We start from the raw sequence: 19,444 nt of genomic DNA, 5'->3' as shown, positions 1-19,444 counted from the left end.
CTCCGAACGCTCCTTGTGAGTTGGAAACGTTCGGAGCCATCGAGCTCGACGGCCGGGAATCGTCACGCCAGGCCCGGTACTTTGAACTTGCCGGTAACCGCCTCGGATATGAGCGACTTTCGATACTCGCGCAGCTTCTTTGCCATGGATTGGTAGTCGGCGACAAGCGCGTCGATCTCGGCGGTCCTTTCGTCGAGGTAGGTGGCGATGGCGCGCTGTTCATTGTTGCCCGGCAGAACAACTTTGAATCTACCGAGTTCTTCTTTGTTTAGCTTTGGCATCTTAACACGATCGGTTGACACTATCACTTGTTTCATAAAGGTGTCTGAGAGCATGTAATACTTAAGCCAGCAATGATTGAATGAAGTCTGAATCGGATACATGTCAGCGCTACACATGCCATCAAATGTGGCAATGGTCACTTTGTTAAGAGCGGGACGAACTTTCGAGTAAAGAATGTCCCCCTCGTGAAACAAATGGTTGTCACTTTCTACACCAGCCTCTGACACAGATTTGCATTCCAAAAGCTTTCCCGTGTCTTTCTCTATCCGTTCAGGAGAAACCTGAAAAAGATCAGGATAGTTCTGAGGATCTTGCAAATCTGCGACAACCCGAGCGGCTATCTTGAAAGGCACGACTTTCCACCCTTCCGGAATCTCACCAATCCACTCGATGCCGGAATCCTTCATGGGGGCGTTGGGGTCGAGACCCTTGGTGACGGCTTCGGAGATAACCGCCTTGCGGCACTCCTTCAGCAGCTCAACCTCTCGCTCGCAGTCGGCAATTATGGAATCAACTCTTGCAGTCTCTCCATCAAGATAAGCTGCAATTACTCGCTGTTCACCTATCGGAGGAACTGGAACGCAATAGTTCCCAAGCGCTGTAGAGGACAGCTCCAAAAAGGTTGTTCCGCGTCCAAAGCTATTCAACGTCTCCGATTGAACGCATAGATACCAGTAGAGATAGTTTGAGCACGTTTCGTCATGCAGCGGCACTAAGGACTTACACCCTTGGTTCGTGCATAGCTCATTTGACGCCAGCGCAACCAAGCCGATAGGGGCTCTATTCGAAACGACAATGCTGTTTTTTGGAACCAGCGTTGTTCCACATGAATCAAAGCCTTCTTTAGTGATATTTCTGCTTCCTCCAGAAACATAATGTTGCATCTCATCAAAATCTGCCGGCGTAATCCAAGGAATATCACCGCCCCAGTATGCTTCAACACCCGAGCGCGGTGTCGCCCCGGGGACGATACGATAGCCATCCTTGATACGCCGCACACTCCACCCAGCCGGAATCTCGCCGATCCACTCGACGCCGGATTCCTTGTATTCGTCGTAGCGCTCCATGGCTATGCCTCAATAACTGGGTAGATAGATTTCCCGATCAAATGAAAGTCGAATTGTTTGCGCAGTGCGTAAACAATCTCAGGTTTTGAACTCGGCGGGTGAAAGATCTTCTCCCCAGCCATCACTCATCCCCCGCCTTCTTGGGCCTCTCGGAGATGCTCTGCTCGTGCGCGCGAATGCCGACCAGAGTCTTGCCAATCCTTTTGGCGGTGAGGCTCTTACGTTTATTGAAGTTCTTCATTTCACTAACTTCTGCTTCAGCGGACAACCCGAGCACGTCTCGCCAGTCTTCGGGGAAACCCATTGGCTTAAGGGAAACATTGGGGTACCTAGCTACAATGGCATCTAGCTCGTCTATCGCCTGCTGCCAGACACTGGGCCAAGATTTCTCATAGATTCGACTAAGAACAACAAAGGTTGGAAATTCTCGATTCCCCGCATAGCGTTTGTCGCGCCGAAGCATGAGCGGAAGAGACTTAAGCAGGCGATTATAAAAACGATTGTGATGGGCACAGATATTCCGCACCATCGTGAGATGCCTCAGCCAACTCACAAGATAGCGACGAGACACCCCAAAGACACTAGCGATTTCATCTGCCGCCGCCTTTTCATGCTCGTCGGCCTTTGCATCTTGCCTCAGGTTGCCGTAAAGCGCCGACACCACTCCCATAGACATGACCTCAACAGCAGCCCACAGGGGCAGCTCTCCATACTTATTTAGATTGTGAATCACGCAAGGCATGTTCTGGTTTTTTGCACGCCCTATTTCATCTTCGATTATGCCCAGCGACTGCTTATGATTCTTTTCATTGAAAAACAACTCGGCCTGAAGATGCGCATCCGCGCCAAACTCGTTCGACAAGACATACGCGAACTGTGTCCGGGCCTTAATCTCAACGCGCTCGATGAGCTTCCATAACCAAAGCCGAACCTCACGATCAAACTCATGAATTGCCCAGATGTCTTCGAGCCTCGTTCCGGCACGAATGGCACCATCTTCCTCAAACGTCATCCAATAGCCACGAAGACGATAATAATTCGAGGTAAGGAGGCAGAATTCGGCGAATTGTCGATTCTCGACCACAATGCCCTGCTCAACGAGATGATCGATCTGCTCATCAACAGGAAGCGCAGGTTTGAAATGAAATGACCCCGCTTGGTGCGCATCATCGTTGCAGAGAGAGGCGTGCGGGGTACTGTCAAAACTCAGTTTACCCGATATCCCTCTCGCGGTACACGTGGTTTTTTTCTCCATCACTCAGCCCTCGCCTTCTGGAGTTTCTCGGCGATGCTTTTCTCGAGCTCGCGAATGTCGGCAAGAATCTCGGTGCTGGAGCGCAGCGGCGTGTACTCGTAGAAGTAACGCGTAAAGGGGATCTCGTAGCCCACAACGCCGCCGTCGCGCAACTCCAGAAGTTGGCCCTTCTTCTGCTTGCGCGGTTCAATCCATGCTTCAGGCGCATAGGGCAGCACCTCACGGGCAAGGTATTCGTCCACGTTCTCCGTGAGCGAGATATTCTCGGTGTCGTTCAGGCTCTTATCGGCCACGGGCTGGCCGTTTTTCTTGCACACAATCTCGCCCTGCTCGTCGCGCTCGGGCCGGCGCACATCCACCGTCACATAGCCGAACTCCTCGGTGGCAAAAACCTTGGAAAGTTTGGAATCGGCATCCTCGAACGCCTGGTACAGCCCAATAATCTGCTCGATCTGCTCGTCGGTGAACTCGTTGCGTTTGCTACCCAGGCTCTTGCGCATCTTGGAATAGATGCCGTTGGCGTTGATGAGCTGCACCTTGCCGCGCCGGCGGGGTTCCTTGGCGTTGTCGAGCACCCAGATGTAGGTAGCGATGCCCGTATTGAAGAAGAAATCGTTGGGCATGGCAACGATGGCGTCCACCAGATCGTGCTCCAGGAGGTAGCGTCGGATCTCGCTCTCGCCCGAACCCGCCGCGCCGGTAAAGAGCGGGCTGCCGTTGAGGAACACGGCAATGCGCCCGCCGCCGTCCTCGGACGCGCGCATCTTGGCAACCATGTGCTGCACAAAGAGCAGCTGCCCATCGGATATGCGCGGCAGGCCCGCACCAAAGCGGCCGGCAAAGCCCCTCTCGTCATGCTCCTTGGTCACAGCCGCCTTGGACTTCTTCCAGTCCACGCCGTAAGGCGGGTTGGAAATCTGATAGCCAAAGGTCTCATCGGGCATCTGGTCATCGGCAAGCGTGTCGCCCAGATGCACATTGGCCACGTTGCCACCTTTGAGAATGGTGTCGCTCTTGCAGATGGCGTAGGACTGACCGTTGATCTCCTGCGCGTAGGTGACCACCGTAGCGGCCGGGTTGACCTCGTGTACGCAGTCGGCGAACACCGTGAGCGCGCCACCCGTCCCCGCGCAGGGATCACACACCTTGACGATGCGATTAGGCTGCGTGAGGTCGTCCATCTCGCCAATCACCAGCAGGCGCGCCGCCAACTTGAGGCCATCGCGCGGACTGAAATGCTCTCCGGCGGTCTCGTTGGAGACTTCCGAGAAACGGCGGATGAGTTCCTCGTAGATGTCACCCATATCGGCGTTGCTCACCGAGGCAGGGCTCAAGTCAATCTTTGGACTGCAGAAGCGCTCGACTACAAGGAACAGCAGGTCGTTGTCGTCCAGGTCCTTGATGACCTCGAAGATTTTGAACTTGTCGAAGATATCTGCGATCTCGGGCGAAAACGAGGTCACAAACTTGGTGAGGTTCTCGCGGATGCCGTCCGCGTCGTTGAGCAGGCTGCTCATGGTGAATTCGCTCGTATTGTAGAAATCCACGCCTGCAGCTTGCTTGAGCATGGTGTCGCGCAGAGCCTCGGGCAGGGGCTTCGCCGCCGCCTCAAGCACGGCCTGCTTGGTGGGCTCAAGCACCACGTCGAGGCGGCGCATGACCGTGAACGGCAGGATGATGTCGCCGTACTCGTGCTGTTTAAAGCTTGAGCGAAGCAGGTCGGCGGTGCCCCAGATGAAGCTCGAGATCTCGGAATGATTCATGCTGCGCACGCCCTTCTCGTCTGCCGTGATGTACATACCGATACTAGCAGAGCGTATCGGGCGACAGTGATTGAGCTTTCGCCATCTGGGGCGGATCGGCCTAGCGGAGCTTGCTCGGCTGCTTATGCCCGCGCGTGACCGCCGAAAACCGCAAGATTCATGCCATCGAGCGCGGCATCGATGCGAGCGACTTCCTCAGCCGTAAGCGATACCTGGGCGGCTTCAAGGTTCTCCCGCAGGCGCTCGGGCTTGCGGCTACCCGGAATGGGGATGATCCACGGCTTCTTGCAAAGCATCCACGCGAGCGAGATCTGAGCCATCGTCGCATTCTTTTCGCGCGCAAGATCGCCGAGAAGCCCGAGCACCGCGCGGTCCTTCTCGTAGCCCTCGGGCGTGTACTGAGGCATGCCGTCACGATAGTCCTGCGCACCCTCGAACTTCGTCTTCGGACTATACGCGCCGGTCAAAAAGCCGTTCGCCATGGGGCTGAACGCCACGAGCACCACATTGAGCTCCTCGAGCACGGGGAAGAGCGGCTCGTGCCAGCGCGCGAGCATGGAGTAGCGGTTCTGGACGGCAGCCACGGGGCACACCGCATCCGCTCGCCGCAAGTAATCCTCGTCCACCTCCGAGATGCCCCATGCGCGGATCTTGCCTGCCTGCATGAGCTCGGCCATAACGCCGGCAACTTCCTCAGGCTCCACGTTAGGATCGATGCGATGCTGGTAGTAAAGATCGATGCAATCGATGCCCAGACGGCTCAGGCTGCCGTCGATGGCGCGACGGATCGTCTCGGGCCGCGAGTCAACGGATAGCGTCTTGTCTGGGTTGTGGTGCACGCCGAACTTGGTTGCGATAACCACCTGATCGCGCACGGGACGCAGGGCCTCCCCCACCGCGACCTCGTTGTAAAGCGTCTCGCCCGCCGCGTTCTCGCCCACGTAGCTCTCGGCCGTATCGAAGAACGTGTAGCCCATCTCGAACGCCTCGCGAATCACGCGGGCAGCAGCGGGCGTATCCATCGCGTCGCCGCTTGCATGAGTGAGCCCCATGCAACCGAGCCCCAGCGGAGACACCTCGATACCGCTTTTGCCAAGCACGCGCTTCTTCACGTCTACCATGTATGACCTCCTTGTTCGGTAACGGAATCGGTTTTCATTGTCCGGAGGAGAAATGGCGGCGCACACCGCATTCTGGGCATGTTGGCATGCACCGCGCGCATAGCGGGGCGGCCGCGCTCCTTTGCGCACCGTTTTCTCCCCGGTAAAAAAAGCTCGAGGCTCGAGTCGGAAGGTTTTTACCGGTGAGCCGAGTAGGCCGAGCTTCCGGTTCCACGCGACCTGCTCTTTTGCTGGCTCGCGCAAGGCGTCTACTCGGAGGATCACGAATAACCTTCCGACTCGAGCCTCGAACATTCTGTGCGGCGTGAGACAGTTGTGCCAGGTTAAATTGTCTCAGAGACAGATGTGCCAGGTTAAACTGTCTCATGCTGTCTCGCAGACTGGCCTTGTTGCGAAAAGAGACAGTTTAACCTGGCACATCTGTCTCATTCAACGCCGCCGTCTACCTGCAGCAGCCTGCGTAGGTTGTCGCGGAAGCGCTCGCGATCCTCATCGGTGAAAGCCGCGGGTCCCTTGGTGCGGCCCCCTGCGCGTCGCACTTTCTTTTCCTCGTGCCGAATAAACAGCTGCATGTCGATGGCCTCTTTGCGGTAAACGTGTCCGCGCACGCCGATTGCCGCCGCGCCACGCCCAAGCGCCATGCTCGCCAAGCCAATGTCCTGCGTGGCCACGATGTCACCCGGCTCCAGGCGCTCCGCGATGGCAAAATCCGCCGCGTCGGCTCCAACGCCAACGGCAAGCGTCTCCACCCAGAAGCCCCTGTTGGCCTCCATCGGCGAGCGCGGGTCGTCGGGGCGCACGTGCCGTTCAAGATTCTGCGTGGTGTTTCCCGCGACGACCACGGGCACGTGCGCCTTTCGTGCCAGCGCAAGGGCATCGCGCGTGACCGGGCAGGCATCAGCATCGATGAACAAGGTAGCCATGAACCCTCGCATTCGGAACGGCGGCTTCGGGCGGCAATCGAGTACCCGGTGCTAGAGTACCACGCCGCGCAACAAGACCGCCGGCCGAAACGGCCCCGGCACCCCTTCGCCATGTTAGTCTGCCGCGCTAAACGAGGGCGGCGCCGAGGGCGCGGCACGCGTCGGATGCCTCCTCGTCGGGATAGTCCTTGGCAATGACCGTCTCGCTCACGATGATGCCCGCCGCCTCCGCGCGCTCACGCCAAAGGTCCATCCATTCACCCTCGGCCCAATCGTAGCTACCGAACAACGCCACCTTTCTGCCGGGCAGCGCCGGTTCGACTGCATCCCACATGGGCTCGAATTCCTCGCTTTCAAGCTCCTCCGCACCCATTGCCGGGCAGCCAAAGGCAAAAGCATCGTAGGCATCGAGCTCTTCGACCGAGAATTCTGTCGCCTGAATCACAGTAGCCTTACCGCCTGCGGATTGTACACCCTCAGCTACGAGGTCAGCCATGGCCTCGGTGTTTCCCGTTCCACTCCAAAACACGACCGCAACGTTACTCATGTTGTTTCCCTTCTTTGGGCCATAGGCCCGTCGTCTCCCTAGGTCCGTAGGACCCAATAAACCTAACCACGCGCGCCAAGTCGCATTGAGCTAAGCCCCTCCACGCCCCCGATAACGACAACCGGCTGCGATGTCTACCGCTGTGCTTCCACTTCGTCGCAGCCGTACGCACCGTCGCGTACATCTTCGGTAGCGCGCAAACAACTTCGCTGCCGCCCGAGGGTCGCCGTAGACCTTCCAGCATCCGCAAAATCGGAACTTACGGCCCCGATGTCGCACGAACCCCTCAACATCCTCGTAGGGATAGCCCAAGAAGAAGCCAATCTCGTGGGGGAGCTTTTCCGCAGCAAACCTTCGCGCAAGATGCGCGAGCAGCGCGTCGAGGAAGGTTTCTCGCATCCCAGCAGTTAATGCACTGTCGAGAACGGGATATCCTAGGCTCGCCAGCACCGCAGCTGTACGCGCATCGCGCAGATGCGAAACGAGCAAATTCGGACGATATGCAAGCACGATGGCGCCAAACGCCCGCCAAGCGATCACGCGCACGCGTACGCCATATGGGCCCAGCTCCCTATCGAGCCCACTCACAAGAAGGCCAAGCTCTTCCCGCCGCTGCTCGGTTATCGTGCAGGGACAAGGTTGATCGACGTAGCCATGCTCGCCATCGGCTGCACGTGGCTGGCTCCAAGACCCCGCACAGCCGTCGGCACATGCCTGGTTGAATGGCTCCTCGCAACCCGCAGCGCGACACCAGACGCGAGCATCCTCAAAAGCATTGGCCGACGGGGCCTGCACCTCATCGTCCGAAAAGCGCCCCGAGAAGGTAAACATGTTCGCCGGTTTCACGCCAAGCAGCGTCGGCGCGCACATGCGCACGACCGAGTCCTCAAGCTCCTCATCTGTAACCTGCTTCATCATGCTGCCTCCCGTGGCGCATCGTTTCAGGCAATAAGTTATCTATATTTAACTTTCCGACCAATACTTATGACACTACGATGCTCCTCTGCAATAAGTTTCCATAAGTTTACTTTTTGAATTGAGCGCGGAAACCGGGATCCATCACGCTATCCCCAGCGCCCATTCCGCCCTATCTCATTGGACAGCTACGATACAGTCGTAGCGAACGCTCTTGCCTGCAAGGGAATAGCTCGGCTTGACGCCGGCGAGATGCGGTCCCTTGACCGGGCGCTTGACGACCACCTTGCGCGGATGCGCCGCCAAAGCTGCGCGCATGAGCGCCTCCTGGTCGTCGCACGGATGCTCGAGGTAGTGGATGAGCTGGAATTTCTTCTTTACTGCTGCGCTCTTTCTCCGTTCGGGAAACATAGGGTCGAGATAGACCACATCGGGTGCCGGATCGATCGCCGGCATGGCTTCGACGCTGTCGGCGCCCACGAGATGCATGCGTGACGCGGCATCGGCAAGCTGCGGATGCTCCCGCGCGCGGCGCAGGCTATCGGCCAGGAGCGCGGCGATAACCGGATCACGCTCGAAAAGCATCACCTCGAAGCCGGCAGCAGCGAGCAACAGCGCATCTTCGCCCAAGCCCGCCGTCGCGTCGACAGCACGCAGAGGGCTTTCGCCCACCTGAGCGCCCTTGATGCGCGCGGCACGAACCAGCAGTTCGCGATTGAGCCGCCCGGCCTTGAGGCGCGGAAGCATCACGGCCAGATCCGCGCGCATGCTCAGCCCACCACGCTGCAGGGACACGCCATCCGCATCAAAGCGAACGACGAGATCGGACGAATCGATGGCACGCTCATCGTAGAGCGGCACCGCGCCGATTTTGGCGCCCAGACGCTCAGCAGCATCCTCATCGGCACCGGGGAGCACCAAGATGCGAACGAGCGACAGGGCGGCATCCGCGGGATCCGCCGGTGCAGACGCATGGGCATTCCGCTCTGCAAACGCCTGCGCGCCATCGCAACCATGCAGCGATGTTCGCCGAAAGCTATCTCGCTCGTCCATTTCTTCCCCTTTCGCCTTGGCAATTCAGCATACCGCACCGTCTGCGGCGCGGCTTGCTCTTATTCCTCGATCCCCGCTATGCCCTCGAGCCGCACGGCAACCAACCGCGCGCCCTGCCCGGAGCCCATCGTTCTCACCAGCACCCATTCGTCATCGACATCTTCTACCACGCCCTCGATCTGAGAGCTGTTCGCAACGAAGTGCACTTCGCCAAGCAAAAGCCGGCAGCGGGCGCCTTTGCGCGCACGCAGCTCCGCCGCGAGCCCCGCAGACCTGCGCGCCTCGACATCGGGGTGCGTCGCCTTGCGGAGGTCGCGCTTCGTGGGCATCGAGAGCACGAGGTAGATGACGAAGCCAAAGATGAGAATCGCCATCGTATAGCCAAAGGGAATGAAGCTATCCATGCGCTACGCCTCCCTTGTGGGTCCATGCGGCGCGCGCGAGCCGCCGGCGAGGCGTTCCTCGATCGCTATCGAGCACACGTCGTTGAGGTCGATGAGGCGAATCACGCGCTCGCTTTCCACGCGCGGCGAACCGAACCGCGCGCGCTTGACCGTGCAGGACACGCGCAGCCACGCCGAGCTCACATCGAGCAGCTCTACATCTTGCTGCACCCCATCAACAAGTTCCAGCGTCGCAGCCCGCCCCATGAGGCCCCTAAGCACGTGCAGGTCGCGCGGGGCATCATGCGCCCCCGTACTCACGACATCGACCTCGTCGGACACGAGGTCATCGAGCGTCACGCCGTAGAGTCGCGCAAGCTCAGCAGCCTTGTCGAGCGCTGGAGACCCCTGGCCGAGCTCCCAATTGCTTACCGTCTGCCGCGTTACCCCGATGGTTGCGGCGACCTCCTGCTGGCTCATTCCCGAACGCCGCCGCAATAGCGCCAGTTTATCGTGAATCATCGCTCTCCCCTGCCCGAGCCTGCCTGCTCCCCTATTGTCGCTAATGGCACGAGCCTTGCCTAGCAAATCGCTTTGGCGCATGCGCAAATCGAGCTGGCGCGGCGCCTACCGGCCTGTCTGACCGCATAGCGCCTACGAGGCCTCCGTATGAGACGGTTCGGCCTTCTTCCAGTCCCGGTGCTTGCTGCCCCAGGTGCACATGGCATCGAGCACCTCCATGAGCGACGCCCCGCGCTCGGTAAGGCCATACTCGACCTTGGGCGGAATCTGCGGGTACGCCTCGCGCCACACCAGGCCGTCGGCTTCGAGTTCCTTGAGGGCGCGGCTGAGCGTTTTGTCCGAAACCGTCTTGAGGTAACGACGCAGCTCGTTGAAGCGCACCGGCTGGAATTCCATCAGGCAATACAGGATCACCATCTTGTACTTGCCCTGGATGAGGGAGAGCGTATACGAGAAGCCCGTCTGCTCGAAGTCCGCGTCCTCAATACACGCCCATGCATCGCGGCACGCTCTCTCTTCTACGCGTTTCTCCATATCCCGCCCTTTACTATCCAAATGGTAAGTACCTGTCATAAGTTTCGGTACTTGCTTTGATTTGTGTTCAAGCGTATCACAGAAGCAGCGGCAGTTACGCCGCCGCCAATCCCTAGTGAACGGAGGAACCGTGAAGAAGGACCTGGGCGTACAGCCTGCGATTTACCCTATGCCGGTGCTTATGATCGCCACCTACAATGACGACGACAGCGTCGACGTCATGAACATGGCGTGGGGCGGTATCTGCGCGCGCGACATGGTGGCGCTCAACATCAGCCGCGGGCACAAGACCACCAAGAACATCGAGCAGCGCGGTGCATTCACGCTGAGCATCGCGGACGTGGCCCATCTGGACGAAAGCGACTACTTTGGCATCGCGAGCGGAAACAAAGTGGCCGATAAGTTCGAGCGGACGGGCATGACCGCCACCAAGAGCACCCGCGTGGACGCACCGGTGGTGGACCAGTATCCCATCACGCTCGAATGCAGCGTGGTCGAAATGCAGGAGCAACCCTACGGCCTGCGCGTGCTGGGCAAAATCGAAAATGTGCTGGCCGACGAGGCGGTGCTCGACGAAGAGGGTAAAGTCGACCCCGCAAAACTCGGCGCGTTCGCCTTTGACCAGTTCCAGAGCGGATATTTCGCCCTGGGCGAGAAGGTTGGCCAGGCCTGGGACAGCGGCAAGCGGCTCGTGTAGGAAGCTATGCCGGCGAGGCGCTGCCATTGCTAGGACGTACATCACGAGGACGTATTGCGTCGCCCTGATGCGCTTTTTCGCAGCAGGCCCCATTTTTCTGGCAGTTATTTCAGATATGCGCGATTGACTTGCGTAGCTGTCGCTGTAAAACACCGAGACACCCACAGAACGATGATAAAACCGCAGGAAAGCGGCACTCGAAACTGACAGCTTGGTCCATTCTTGCGCCTTTGCGCCACTTCGCACGCCCGTCAATCGCGCATATCTGAAATAACTGCCAGAAAGAACCCGAGCATCGAGAAAAAACATTGGCTTTGTCGCAACGCATCGTTGATTTCCAGCGTCTTCCCATGCGAAGGGGCGAGAATCACAGCGCGTTCTTTTGACCTATCGTGCGCATTGTGACAGCAAAACTTCGCACAACCATGCCCTATGCGTTCTTTGGCGCTTTGCCGCCGACCGAAGCTCCTGCATCCCGTTCGCGACGCTTGCGCGCGACCGCATCTCCGACCGCCTTGCCGCCGGCAGCCGCAAGCTTGCCTCCTGCCGTAGCTGCCGCCGCAATTCCTTTGCCCGCAGCTCGGGCCGCCTTTTCTGCCACTACGGGCGCTTCCCGCGCCGCTGTCTTCGCGATTTTTCCCGCTTCTTTTTTGGCGGCGCTGCCAAGCTTTTCTGCAGCAGCATCAAGCTTGCGCTCCACCTTGGTCGGCTTGCGGCCTGAATAGGTGCGCTGCCCCTTGCTCGCCAGCGCCACCCCGCAAGCAATGACCGCCACGCCGGGACCAGGCAGCACGCATAGCGGGACACCAATGGCTGCCACAGCAATGCCTGCAATCATTTGAGAGATTCCCTTTGCTTTCTCTCGCTTCGGCTGCGAGTGATGCCCTTTTCTTGTTTGCGGATTCGTTGCCTCGTTGCCCTCGGGCATGCCTTTGGTCTGCACGGAAACTCCCTTTGCGTTCGTATCTTAGCAGCGCTTTTTCCCGAAGGTGTGCAGACTATACACCGCTTGCACTCAACCACGAACAAAGCGCCCCGTTGGCCGAGCGCCTCGCGTGCGCCGCCATGGCCCACGCGCCCGGCCGACTCACGCGTCTCGTGTGTGCCATCCCAGCTTCACGGCGATACGACGCCCCAGCCTCTCACGCCTCGCGAGCCTCACGCATCCGCCCGCTTCATGTAAAGCAGCGGAAACGGATCGCCTTGCGTGTCGGTATCCGTTCTTCGATAAGTCACGAAGCCCATATGCTCGTAAAACCCTATGGCCTGCGGATTTTGCTCGTTGACCGAGAGCTCAGTAACGCCGAGAAGCTCTGTTGCGCGCTCAAGCAGCAGCCGGCCGACGCCCGAACCCCGTGCATCGTCCGCAACGAAGAGCATCTCGAGAAACGCGCCGTCGGTTCCGGCAAATCCCACCGGCGCACCGCCCCGGCGCGCCACAAGCAGATGAGGAACCTCCGCTATGGCCTGCGGAACCATGCCACGCAAGCGCTGAATGTCCGCCTCGGCCAGAAAGGCGTGCGTCGCACGGACAGACCCTTCCCATATGTCGAGCAACCGGGCGACGAGCTCGCTCGACGGGCGCTGTTCCTCCCCAACGGTTATGCCCCGGCGCTCGAGCGCAAGCAGCGCCCGCTTGCGCCAGAGGCCGCCGGCATATCCTGTGAGCGAGCCATCCGCCCCCGTCACGCGATGACACGGCACGATGAGCGAGACAGGATTCCTGCCCACCGCCGCGCCAACCGCGCGGGCAGAAGTTGGCGCACCGCGATGCTCTTCGATGCTCTGGGCAAGCTTGCCGTACGTTGTCGTCTCGCCATACGGGATACGCTGCAATGCCTCCCAGACCATTCGTTGGAACGGCGTACCAAGGAGTTCAAGCCGAAACAACTCGCCAGCCGGCGCCCTCAGCCCCGGGCCAGCGGGCGCGCCCGCGCACTCCTTCGGCATTTCACCTGCTAAATATGACTCGAGCCATGCTTGCGCGAATTCGAAAACCGGCAACCCTGGAGCATCCGCCGCATCGGCTGGCAAACCCGCACCGCAATACGCCTGCCCCACAAACCACAAACCCGTGAGCGCCGCGCCGTCGCTTGCCAAGAGTATGTCGCCCAGCGGCGACGGGCACACCGTCTTGAACTGCATATACGCCTCCCTTGTCGCCTTCAGTCTACCTTGATGGATAGATCGGCACACCGAACAAGCGCCGCCTATGCAACGATCTGGAAGAATGCAAGCCGGTTGAGAACCATTATCCGGCAGATAAATCCTACTCAACGCATCCGAAAGCGCCGCGGCCGTTAGCCCTCAGATGAGCCGCGAAGCGCACTGGGCAGCGTCTCGAGGTTGAAAGGCTTTGGCGCGGGAAGGTCCGCCTCTGTTTGAAAGCCCACCACGATGCGCCTCCCCGCAAAAAGCCTGCGCCCACGCGCAGCGATTGCATCGCGCGCCGTTTGAGAAAGCGGGCGGAATTCCGTGATGGACAGGCGCTTGCCCACAAGCTTCCAGCGCGCGCAGGCGCGGCCGCGATAGAGCACGATGGGAAAGACGATGCCCGCTCTGTTGGTGATGTGGGGCAGGTCCTCGGTGCGAGCAAACCGGGATCGGTTGCGGTATCCCAGCACGAGCTGGTCAAAGCCCGCCAAGTACACGCATCCGGGCATGCGCGCCTCGGGGTCGAGGTCTCCAAGATAGAAGAGCTCGACGCCGTCGCATGTCACCCTGCGCAGCGACAACCCGGCGCGGCGCACGAGCCCCGCCACCTCGCTCGATGGATACCCAAGAAACGCCGCACAGTCCGCTATGGTCGCCGGGCCAAAATGCTCGAAGTATCGACGGACGAACATCGCTCGTGCCTCGTCTCGAGGCATCCATACGGGCTCCTCGGGAGGGAGCGTGAAGCGCTTGGACGTGCCCGCCTCGTACACGAGCATGCCGCGGTCGCACATCTCCTTAAGCAAGCCGCCCCATCCGTTGAAGATGCGCGGCACGAGCTCCGGGGCCATACCGGCAGCCACGCAGGCCCGCTTGAGCTCCTCGCGTTCTCCCATGCCTGCAGCAGCTCGCTCCCGGATAACATCGGCCCAACGTTCGACCTCGTTCAGCGGGATACCCCAGCCATGCCATGCCTCGGTAAGCGAGCCCGTATTGCCGCGCGCCGAGAGGTGCAAGCCAAGCTCGCTCGCTGGCACCACATGGATGGTGCCGCGATGCGACCAGATCTTGACAAGTCCCCGGTCCCAGCCGTCCTCGGTGTAGTCTCGCGCCCGAATGCGCAGCGCCTCGCGCGGACCGGTGGCAAACTGGGCCTGTAGGCCGCAGAGGTCCGACACGACCTGGAGCTGGGTGGCGCGCTGCAGCACATGATGCCGAGCTAAGGACTGCGCGAGCAGCTCTTTCTTGGTAAGGCTCGTCATGGGCGCCTCCTCACACGTAAGATATGGCAAGCTTATAGCAGAAGCGGCATGCCGCAATCTACGAAGACTCCGCTCGGGAGGAAGCACATGAAGACCTTGTATCTCATCGGCGGCACCATGGGGGTGGGCAAATCGACGGTCGCTCAGCGCCTGCGCGATGCGCTCCCCGCCGCCGTGATGCTTGATGGCGATTGGTGCTGGAGCGCAGACCCCTTCATCGTGACGGACGAAACGCGCACGATGGTGCTCGACAATATCTGCCACGTGCTCGGCAACTTCTTGCGTTGCAGCGCCTATGAGAACGTTGTGTTCTGTTGGGTGATGCACGAGCAGGCGATTATCGATGCGATACGCGCGAACCTTCCTCTTGCGGAAACCGGCTGCCGTGTCGTGAACATATCGCTCACCTGCTCGGAAGCGGCGTTGCGCGAACGGCTGGCACGCGACGTTTCCGCTGGCAAGCGCACAGACGACGTTATTGCACGAAGCGTTGCGCGCTTGCCGCTTTACCCTACCCTAGACAGCACGCTTATCGATACCACCGCGCTCACGCCAGAAGAGGTTGCAGAGAGAATCCTCTCGATCAGCCCCCTGCTTGGTAACAGCGCTTAGGACTTTGCCGAGAGATTGACCGGGAATTCCAGTGAGAAACTGGCAGGCTCAAATCTGCTACGCGCTGAGCAGGCGCCGGTAGATCGCGGCATCCTCGTCGAGGAACACGTTGAAGATGACGCGCAGGCAAGCAATTGGATGCGCGCCAAGCCACGCGCGAACGGTTCGCACGGCGATTTGCGCCGCTTCATCGCACGGGAAACCGAACACGCCCGTGCTGATGCAACAGAATGCAATGCTGCCGAGCCCCTCGCCTTAGCAAGCAGCCGCCCATGCGTCGCGCGACAAGCACATGCAGTGCTCCACGCGCCGCTCGCCGAGCAAGGGCACGTCGCATTCCGCGCTGCGTTGGTACGCCATGCCCAAGCGCTCCATCACCCGGTGGGAGCGCTCATTTCCCTCGTAATAGCAGGCCCAAATTGCCGAAAGCCCCAGCTCGGTAAAGCCGTATCGAACAAGCTCGCGGGACGCCTCCGTAGCAAGTCCCTTGCCCCAGAACGGCACACCGAGCCAATAACCCAGCTCGGCCTCTCCCTCGCCTGCAGCGCTCGACGCCTCCGCCGGCGTAAGGCCAACGCAGCCAACCAATGCGCCGCCATCTTCAAGAAACGCGGCGAAGCAATAGGGCGCGGACAGCACGTCTCGAATCACCTGCCGGCTCTCATCAACGCTCGCATGCGGCGCCCAGCCCGCCGGCGGCCCTACCCGCGGATCGCGCGCGAGCTCGAAGAGGGCGGGCGCATTATCGACGTTCCAAGGACGCAGCAGTAGGCGCTCGCTGCGCAAGGCCGTACAATCATCGCAAGACGAGGCACTTAGTGCGGGGCTAGGCACGGGAGCCCTCCTTTGCAAGCTGAAGTTCGACCTCTGCATCTAGATCGGCAATCGTTGTCTCGCTCAGCCGTTGTTCGAGCGCATGCTGCGCCGCAGCAACCTCGCCATCGAGCACCGCATGCACGTTGCGCCCCACCGGGCACTCCGGATTGGGATTGGCGTGGAAGCTGAACAGGTCGCCCTGCACGCAATCGACCGCCCGGTACACATCGAGCAAGGTGATGCGCTCCGCAGGGCGCGCAAGCGTAGCACCGCCCACACCCGCCTCGACCAGCACGATGCCCGCTTCCTTGAGCTGCCCGAGCGTCCTTCGAATGACGACCGGATTCACGTTCACGCTCCCCGCGATAAACGCCGAGGTCACTTTCTGCGAGCCCGAGAACCGCGCGATGCACAGCAAGGTGTGCACCGCGATGGTGAAGCGAGAAGAGATCTGCATGGCCGTACCTCCGAATTCTGCGAAAAGCAGTGGCGTCACCGCGCCGCGCCTCGTTGTATACATCAAGTGTACAACACACGGAGCGGTAGTCCGGCGCGGGACGGCTATTTGGAACGAGGCGCACGATGCGGGGGGCCAGCCCGCCATTCGGCTCGGAGGGCCGCCGCTCGGCACGGCCAGCCCGCCATTCGGCACAAAACGCGCTAGGGAAACGCTGATTTCATCTTAGGGGCGATCGCGATTTCAGCTTTTGGGCACTTCGGGGCGGAGGGCCCGGGTAGCCGCGCCGCTGCTGGGAGGGCGCCGGCCGCCTGAGCTGCGCCTTTCCCTTCCCCTCGCTTTCCTCTACCCGCCCGCCGCGTCGGGAAGTGCCCAAAAGTTGAAACCTCGCGGGACGGACAGCTCCGGTGCCCAATAATCAGCGTTTCCTAGCGGCTCTCCTGGCGCCCGCCCGGCAGAATCAGGTTGAGCAGAATGCCCGCAAGTGCCGAGGTGGCCATGCCGGGAAGCGTGTAGTCACCGATGGGAATCGAGATGCCCGAGGTCTCCATACCCACGCCCACGATGATGACGACCGATGCGATCATGAGGTTGCGGTTGACGTCGAAATCAACCTTGTTGGAGACGAGCATGCGCAGGCCGTTCGAGGCGATGAGGCCGAAGAGCAAGAGGCACACGCCGCCCATGACCGGGCTCGGGATGGACTGGATGAGCGCCGCCAGCTTGGGGCAGAACCCGCCGATAACGAGCGCGAAGCCGCCTGCATACCAGAAGATCTGCGTGGAATACACGCGCGTGACGCTCATGACGCCGATGTTCTCGGCATAGGTGGTGGTGGGAGGGCCGCCCAGGAAGCCGGAAATCATGGTGGAGATACCGTCGCCCGCGAGCGAGCGCGGCAGCATCTCGCGGTAATCCTTGCCCACGATCTCGCCCACGGCAAGCAGGTGGCCGATGTGCTCGATCACCACGACGATGGCCACAGGAGCCACGAGCGCAATGGCGCCCACATCGAAGCGCGGAGTGGAGATGTTCGGCAAGCCGATCCACGCGGCCTCGGCCACGGGCGCGAAGTCCACGAGCCCGAGCGGGACCGACACCACATAGCCCACGATGATGGCCAGAAGCACCGGAATGGTGCCGAAGATGCCTCCCATGCTGGAGAACACCACGGCTGCAACGAGCGTGATGGCGGCAACGATGGCTCCCAAGCCATAGAACGCCGACGTTCCATCGGGGAGGTCCTGCATGAAGGCCATATCGACCGCCGTAGCCGAAAGCCCCACGCCGATGACCACCATCACCGACGCCACGAGCACCGGCGGCAGCAAGCGGTCGATCCAGCCGGTGCCGGCAAGCCTAACGATGCCGGCAACCGCCAAAAACACGAGGCCCGCGACCACGACACCGGACATGGCGGCGTCGAGCCCCTGCGTGGCGCCCACGGCGAGGATGGGGCTGATGAAGGCAAAGGAGCTGCCCAGGTAACTGGGGATCTTGTTGCCCGTAACCAGCAGATAGCAGATGGTGCCGATGCCCGAGCACATGATGGCCACGTTGGGATCGAGCCCCGTGAGCACGGGCACGAGCACCGTCGAGCCGAACATGCTCATCATATGCTGGATGCCTAGCGGGATGGCGCGACCAACCGACACGCGGTCGTCGACGCCGATCACTTCACGTTCATGTGAACTCATGCAAAGCCCCTCTCAGTCGGTGCCATCATTCTCGCATACGGCGCGCCCCCGAGGCGCCCGCCCCGTGCTCTTAGCAAGATTGGAAACACGTTCAAACTGCCGCATGAGGTACTCGTAGTTTTCCACGCGGTGCGGCAGCGTGCACGCGCTGCAATCCTTGATATCTCCGATATAGCTGAAATTGCCCCCGCAGGTGCTGCCCAAGCAGTAGAGCGGGCAGAAGCAGAATAAGCAATTGAGCTGCTCGGCGGGCATATCGTGGCACGGATAGAATTCGCATGTCGTATGGTTGAAGAACTTGTAGTGCTGGGTCGCGGGCCAGTCGCCGGACGCAGCGGGCCGGTCGCCGCGATCGGCGGGTTGCCCGACAGGCAAATCGTCCATGTGCCCTCCTCATGCCATGGCACCCAACATGAGGACGCCCTCGTCCATGCCATTGTAGCGCGCGTACACCAAACTCGTGAATCGTAGACACCGGGTGTTCGCGAGTCATGCACCAAATCGAGGTCCGCGGGGCGCCGCATGGTTCGCAGACACCCGGTTCCCGCGAACCATGTGAATCGTAGACACCGGGTGTCTACGATTCACGCTCTACGGTCCGTAGGTAGCGCCCGGCCGAATCGGCGTACATAATGAGCGGTGCCGGCACCAATCGAGCGACCGTCATACCTCGACGCACTCCATGACCACACAACACGAAAGGATGCCATGAGCACCTACATCACTGCAGATACCATCCGAACCCTGCGTGAACAGCAGGGACTCACCCAGCGCGCCCTTGCCGAAGCCGTCGGCGTCACCGACAAAGCGGTTTCCAAGTGGGAAAGCGGCCGGGGTCTTCCCGACATCTCGCTCATCGAATCGCTCGCAGCAGCGCTCGGGGTGTCGGTAGCCGAGCTTCTCACGGGCGATGTGCGCCAAAACGCCAACCGCGCCGGCAACATGCTTCGCTCTCGCTTCTACGTTTGCCCTATCTGCGGCAACGTTGTCCATGCCCTTGGCGAAGGATCGTTTTCCTGTTGCGGAAGCCAGCTGATTTCCCAGGAAGCAGAGGAGCCCGACGAGCACCATAACGCCACCGTAACCTGCCTCGACGGATCGTGGCATGTGCTGATCGACCACAACATGACCAAGCAGCACTACATCAGCTTTATCGCCTACGTAACCTCGGGCGGCATCCAGCTCACCAAGCTGTATCCCGAGCAGGAGGCAGAGGTCCGCATCCCCGCAAACGGATCGGGATACCTTTACTTCTTCTGCAACCAGCACGGCCTGTTCCGCATGCGCACCCCGCGCCGCCGCTAAGGAATCGCTGGCTTTGCCATCGAGGGTGAACGGGATTGCAACTTTTGGGCACTTCGCGGCGATGGGCTCGAGTAGCCGC

21 protein-coding genes and 1 pseudogene are annotated in these 19,444 nt (G+C 60.4%); 3 read left to right on the top strand and 19 right to left on the bottom strand.

What is annotated here, in order from left to right:
* Positions 1-62: 62 nt before the first annotated feature.
* The 11 genes from AC1VS5_RS00560 to AC1VS5_RS00510 form a co-directional block, all read right to left on the bottom strand.
* A complete protein-coding gene (locus tag AC1VS5_RS00560; protein ID WP_204666462.1) occupies positions 63-1,349 on the bottom strand; it encodes a restriction endonuclease subunit S in 1,287 nt (428 codons plus the stop codon).
* A 121-nt stretch (positions 1,350-1,470) separates the two neighbouring features.
* Positions 1,471-2,604, bottom strand: coding sequence for an Abi family protein (locus AC1VS5_RS00555; protein ID WP_481217329.1), 1,134 nt, complete (start codon positions 2,602-2,604; stop codon positions 1,471-1,473).
* Positions 2,604-4,403, bottom strand: coding sequence for a type I restriction-modification system subunit M (locus AC1VS5_RS00550; protein WP_204666460.1), 1,800 nt, complete (start codon positions 4,401-4,403; stop codon positions 2,604-2,606). The genes AC1VS5_RS00555 and AC1VS5_RS00550 overlap by 1 nt, the downstream gene beginning before the upstream one ends.
* A gap of 86 nt (positions 4,404-4,489) precedes the next feature.
* A complete protein-coding gene (locus AC1VS5_RS00545; RefSeq protein ID WP_481217328.1) occupies positions 4,490-5,488 on the bottom strand; it encodes an aldo/keto reductase in 999 nt (332 codons plus the stop codon).
* A gap of 425 nt (positions 5,489-5,913) precedes the next feature.
* Positions 5,914-6,411, bottom strand: a complete 498-nt coding sequence (locus AC1VS5_RS00540; RefSeq protein WP_417046351.1) for a YaiI/YqxD family protein — start codon at positions 6,409-6,411, stop codon at positions 5,914-5,916.
* Between the two features lie 127 nt (positions 6,412-6,538).
* Positions 6,539-6,958 carry a flavodoxin gene (locus AC1VS5_RS00535; protein ID WP_022349996.1) on the bottom strand — a complete coding sequence of 140 codons (420 nt, stop codon included), beginning with the start codon at positions 6,956-6,958 and terminating at the stop codon, positions 6,539-6,541.
* Positions 6,959-7,048: 90 nt separating this feature from the next.
* On the bottom strand, positions 7,049-7,876 hold the full coding sequence (locus tag AC1VS5_RS00530; protein WP_419044113.1) for a DUF3793 family protein: 828 nt from the start codon (positions 7,874-7,876) through the stop codon (positions 7,049-7,051).
* Positions 7,877-8,050: 174 nt separating this feature from the next.
* A complete protein-coding gene (locus AC1VS5_RS00525; RefSeq protein ID WP_481217327.1) occupies positions 8,051-8,926 on the bottom strand; it encodes a class I SAM-dependent methyltransferase in 876 nt (291 codons plus the stop codon).
* A 59-nt stretch (positions 8,927-8,985) separates the two neighbouring features.
* Positions 8,986-9,330, bottom strand: a complete 345-nt coding sequence (locus AC1VS5_RS00520) for a hypothetical protein (protein WP_481217326.1) — start codon at positions 9,328-9,330, stop codon at positions 8,986-8,988.
* 3 nt (positions 9,331-9,333) lie between these two features.
* Positions 9,334-9,831 carry a helix-turn-helix transcriptional regulator gene (locus AC1VS5_RS00515; RefSeq protein ID WP_481217325.1) on the bottom strand — a complete coding sequence of 166 codons (498 nt, stop codon included), beginning with the start codon at positions 9,829-9,831 and terminating at the stop codon, positions 9,334-9,336.
* Between the two features lie 132 nt (positions 9,832-9,963).
* Entirely contained in the window at positions 9,964-10,365 is a 402-nt protein-coding gene (locus AC1VS5_RS00510; RefSeq protein WP_204627020.1) for a winged helix-turn-helix transcriptional regulator, read from the bottom strand.
* A 130-nt stretch (positions 10,366-10,495) separates the two neighbouring features.
* On the opposite strand from AC1VS5_RS00510, the gene AC1VS5_RS00505 reads away from it, so the two are divergent.
* On the top strand, positions 10,496-11,062 hold the full coding sequence (locus tag AC1VS5_RS00505; protein WP_481217324.1) for a flavin reductase family protein: 567 nt from the start codon (positions 10,496-10,498) through the stop codon (positions 11,060-11,062).
* Between the two features lie 430 nt (positions 11,063-11,492).
* On the opposite strand, the gene AC1VS5_RS00500 is transcribed toward AC1VS5_RS00505, so the two are convergent.
* The 3 genes from AC1VS5_RS00500 to AC1VS5_RS00490 form a co-directional block, all read right to left on the bottom strand.
* Complete coding sequence (locus AC1VS5_RS00500; protein ID WP_481217323.1) at positions 11,493-12,005, bottom strand: hypothetical protein; 513 nt, start codon at positions 12,003-12,005, stop codon at positions 11,493-11,495.
* 215 nt (positions 12,006-12,220) lie between these two features.
* Positions 12,221-13,207 carry a GNAT family N-acetyltransferase gene (locus tag AC1VS5_RS00495; protein ID WP_481217322.1) on the bottom strand — a complete coding sequence of 329 codons (987 nt, stop codon included), beginning with the start codon at positions 13,205-13,207 and terminating at the stop codon, positions 12,221-12,223.
* 155 nt (positions 13,208-13,362) lie between these two features.
* The gene (locus AC1VS5_RS00490) at positions 13,363-14,478 is read right to left on the bottom strand and encodes a winged helix DNA-binding domain-containing protein (RefSeq protein ID WP_481217321.1); all 1,116 of its coding nucleotides are present in this window, start codon (positions 14,476-14,478) and stop codon (positions 13,363-13,365) included.
* 87 nt (positions 14,479-14,565) lie between these two features.
* Between AC1VS5_RS00490 and AC1VS5_RS00485 the strand changes: the two genes are divergently transcribed.
* The gene (locus AC1VS5_RS00485; protein ID WP_481217320.1) at positions 14,566-15,090 is read left to right on the top strand and encodes an AAA family ATPase; all 525 of its coding nucleotides are present in this window, start codon (positions 14,566-14,568) and stop codon (positions 15,088-15,090) included.
* Between the two features lie 183 nt (positions 15,091-15,273).
* On the opposite strand, the pseudogene AC1VS5_RS00480 reads toward AC1VS5_RS00485, so the two are convergent.
* From AC1VS5_RS00480 to AC1VS5_RS00460, 5 genes and pseudogenes are all read right to left on the bottom strand, one after another.
* Positions 15,274-15,327, bottom strand: a pseudogene (locus AC1VS5_RS00480) (macro domain-containing protein); the annotation flags it as partial.
* Between the two features lie 18 nt (positions 15,328-15,345).
* Positions 15,346-15,924, bottom strand: coding sequence for a GNAT family N-acetyltransferase (locus tag AC1VS5_RS00475; RefSeq protein WP_481217319.1), 579 nt, complete (start codon positions 15,922-15,924; stop codon positions 15,346-15,348).
* Entirely contained in the window at positions 15,917-16,363 is a 447-nt protein-coding gene (locus tag AC1VS5_RS00470; protein ID WP_346680346.1) for an Rrf2 family transcriptional regulator, read from the bottom strand. The genes AC1VS5_RS00475 and AC1VS5_RS00470 overlap by 8 nt, the downstream gene beginning before the upstream one ends.
* A 428-nt stretch (positions 16,364-16,791) precedes the next feature.
* On the bottom strand, positions 16,792-18,060 hold the full coding sequence (locus AC1VS5_RS00465) for a uracil-xanthine permease family protein (protein WP_087186584.1): 1,269 nt from the start codon (positions 18,058-18,060) through the stop codon (positions 16,792-16,794).
* Between the two features lie 12 nt (positions 18,061-18,072).
* Positions 18,073-18,444: a cysteine-rich small domain-containing protein gene (locus tag AC1VS5_RS00460; RefSeq protein ID WP_481217318.1), complete on the bottom strand. Its 372-nt coding sequence runs from the start codon at positions 18,442-18,444 to the stop codon at positions 18,073-18,075.
* 324 nt (positions 18,445-18,768) lie between these two features.
* Here AC1VS5_RS00460 and AC1VS5_RS00455 point away from each other — a divergent pair, with 324 nt between their 5' ends.
* Entirely contained in the window at positions 18,769-19,365 is a 597-nt protein-coding gene (locus AC1VS5_RS00455; RefSeq protein ID WP_417046365.1) for a helix-turn-helix domain-containing protein, read from the top strand.
* Positions 19,366-19,444: the final 79 nt, after the last annotated feature.

The sequence above is a fragment of the Enorma sp. genome, from assembly GCF_982429025.1.
The sequence above is the reverse complement of the archived record's forward strand: the minus strand, read 5'-3'. Positions and strand labels throughout refer to the sequence as shown.

Bases quoted from the DNA above. Each gene is read 5' to 3' on its own strand.
- AC1VS5_RS00560 (WP_204666462.1), bottom strand. From the start codon at position 1,349: ATGGAGCGCTACGACGAATACAAGGAATCCGGCGTCGAGTGGATCGGC.
- AC1VS5_RS00555 (WP_481217329.1), bottom strand. From the start codon at position 2,604: ATGGAGAAAAAAACCACGTGTACCGCGAGAGGGATATCGGGTAAACTG.
- AC1VS5_RS00550 (WP_204666460.1), bottom strand. From the start codon at position 4,403: ATGTACATCACGGCAGACGAGAAGGGCGTGCGCAGCATGAATCATTCC.
- AC1VS5_RS00545 (WP_481217328.1), bottom strand. From the start codon at position 5,488: ATGGTAGACGTGAAGAAGCGCGTGCTTGGCAAAAGCGGTATCGAGGTG.
- AC1VS5_RS00540 (WP_417046351.1), bottom strand. From the start codon at position 6,411: ATGGCTACCTTGTTCATCGATGCTGATGCCTGCCCGGTCACGCGCGAT.
- AC1VS5_RS00535 (WP_022349996.1), bottom strand. From the start codon at position 6,958: ATGAGTAACGTTGCGGTCGTGTTTTGGAGTGGAACGGGAAACACCGAG.
- AC1VS5_RS00530 (WP_419044113.1), bottom strand. From the start codon at position 7,876: ATGATGAAGCAGGTTACAGATGAGGAGCTTGAGGACTCGGTCGTGCGC.
- AC1VS5_RS00525 (WP_481217327.1), bottom strand. From the start codon at position 8,926: ATGGACGAGCGAGATAGCTTTCGGCGAACATCGCTGCATGGTTGCGAT.
- AC1VS5_RS00520 (WP_481217326.1), bottom strand. From the start codon at position 9,330: ATGGATAGCTTCATTCCCTTTGGCTATACGATGGCGATTCTCATCTTT.
- AC1VS5_RS00515 (WP_481217325.1), bottom strand. From the start codon at position 9,831: ATGATTCACGATAAACTGGCGCTATTGCGGCGGCGTTCGGGAATGAGC.
- AC1VS5_RS00510 (WP_204627020.1), bottom strand. From the start codon at position 10,365: ATGGAGAAACGCGTAGAAGAGAGAGCGTGCCGCGATGCATGGGCGTGT.
- AC1VS5_RS00495 (WP_481217322.1), bottom strand. From the start codon at position 13,207: ATGCAGTTCAAGACGGTGTGCCCGTCGCCGCTGGGCGACATACTCTTG.
- AC1VS5_RS00490 (WP_481217321.1), bottom strand. From the start codon at position 14,478: ATGACGAGCCTTACCAAGAAAGAGCTGCTCGCGCAGTCCTTAGCTCGG.
- AC1VS5_RS00485 (WP_481217320.1), top strand. From the start codon at position 14,566: ATGAAGACCTTGTATCTCATCGGCGGCACCATGGGGGTGGGCAAATCG.
- AC1VS5_RS00470 (WP_346680346.1), bottom strand. From the start codon at position 16,363: ATGCAGATCTCTTCTCGCTTCACCATCGCGGTGCACACCTTGCTGTGC.
- AC1VS5_RS00465 (WP_087186584.1), bottom strand. From the start codon at position 18,060: ATGAGTTCACATGAACGTGAAGTGATCGGCGTCGACGACCGCGTGTCG.
- AC1VS5_RS00460 (WP_481217318.1), bottom strand. From the start codon at position 18,444: ATGGACGATTTGCCTGTCGGGCAACCCGCCGATCGCGGCGACCGGCCC.
- AC1VS5_RS00455 (WP_417046365.1), top strand. From the start codon at position 18,769: ATGAGCACCTACATCACTGCAGATACCATCCGAACCCTGCGTGAACAG.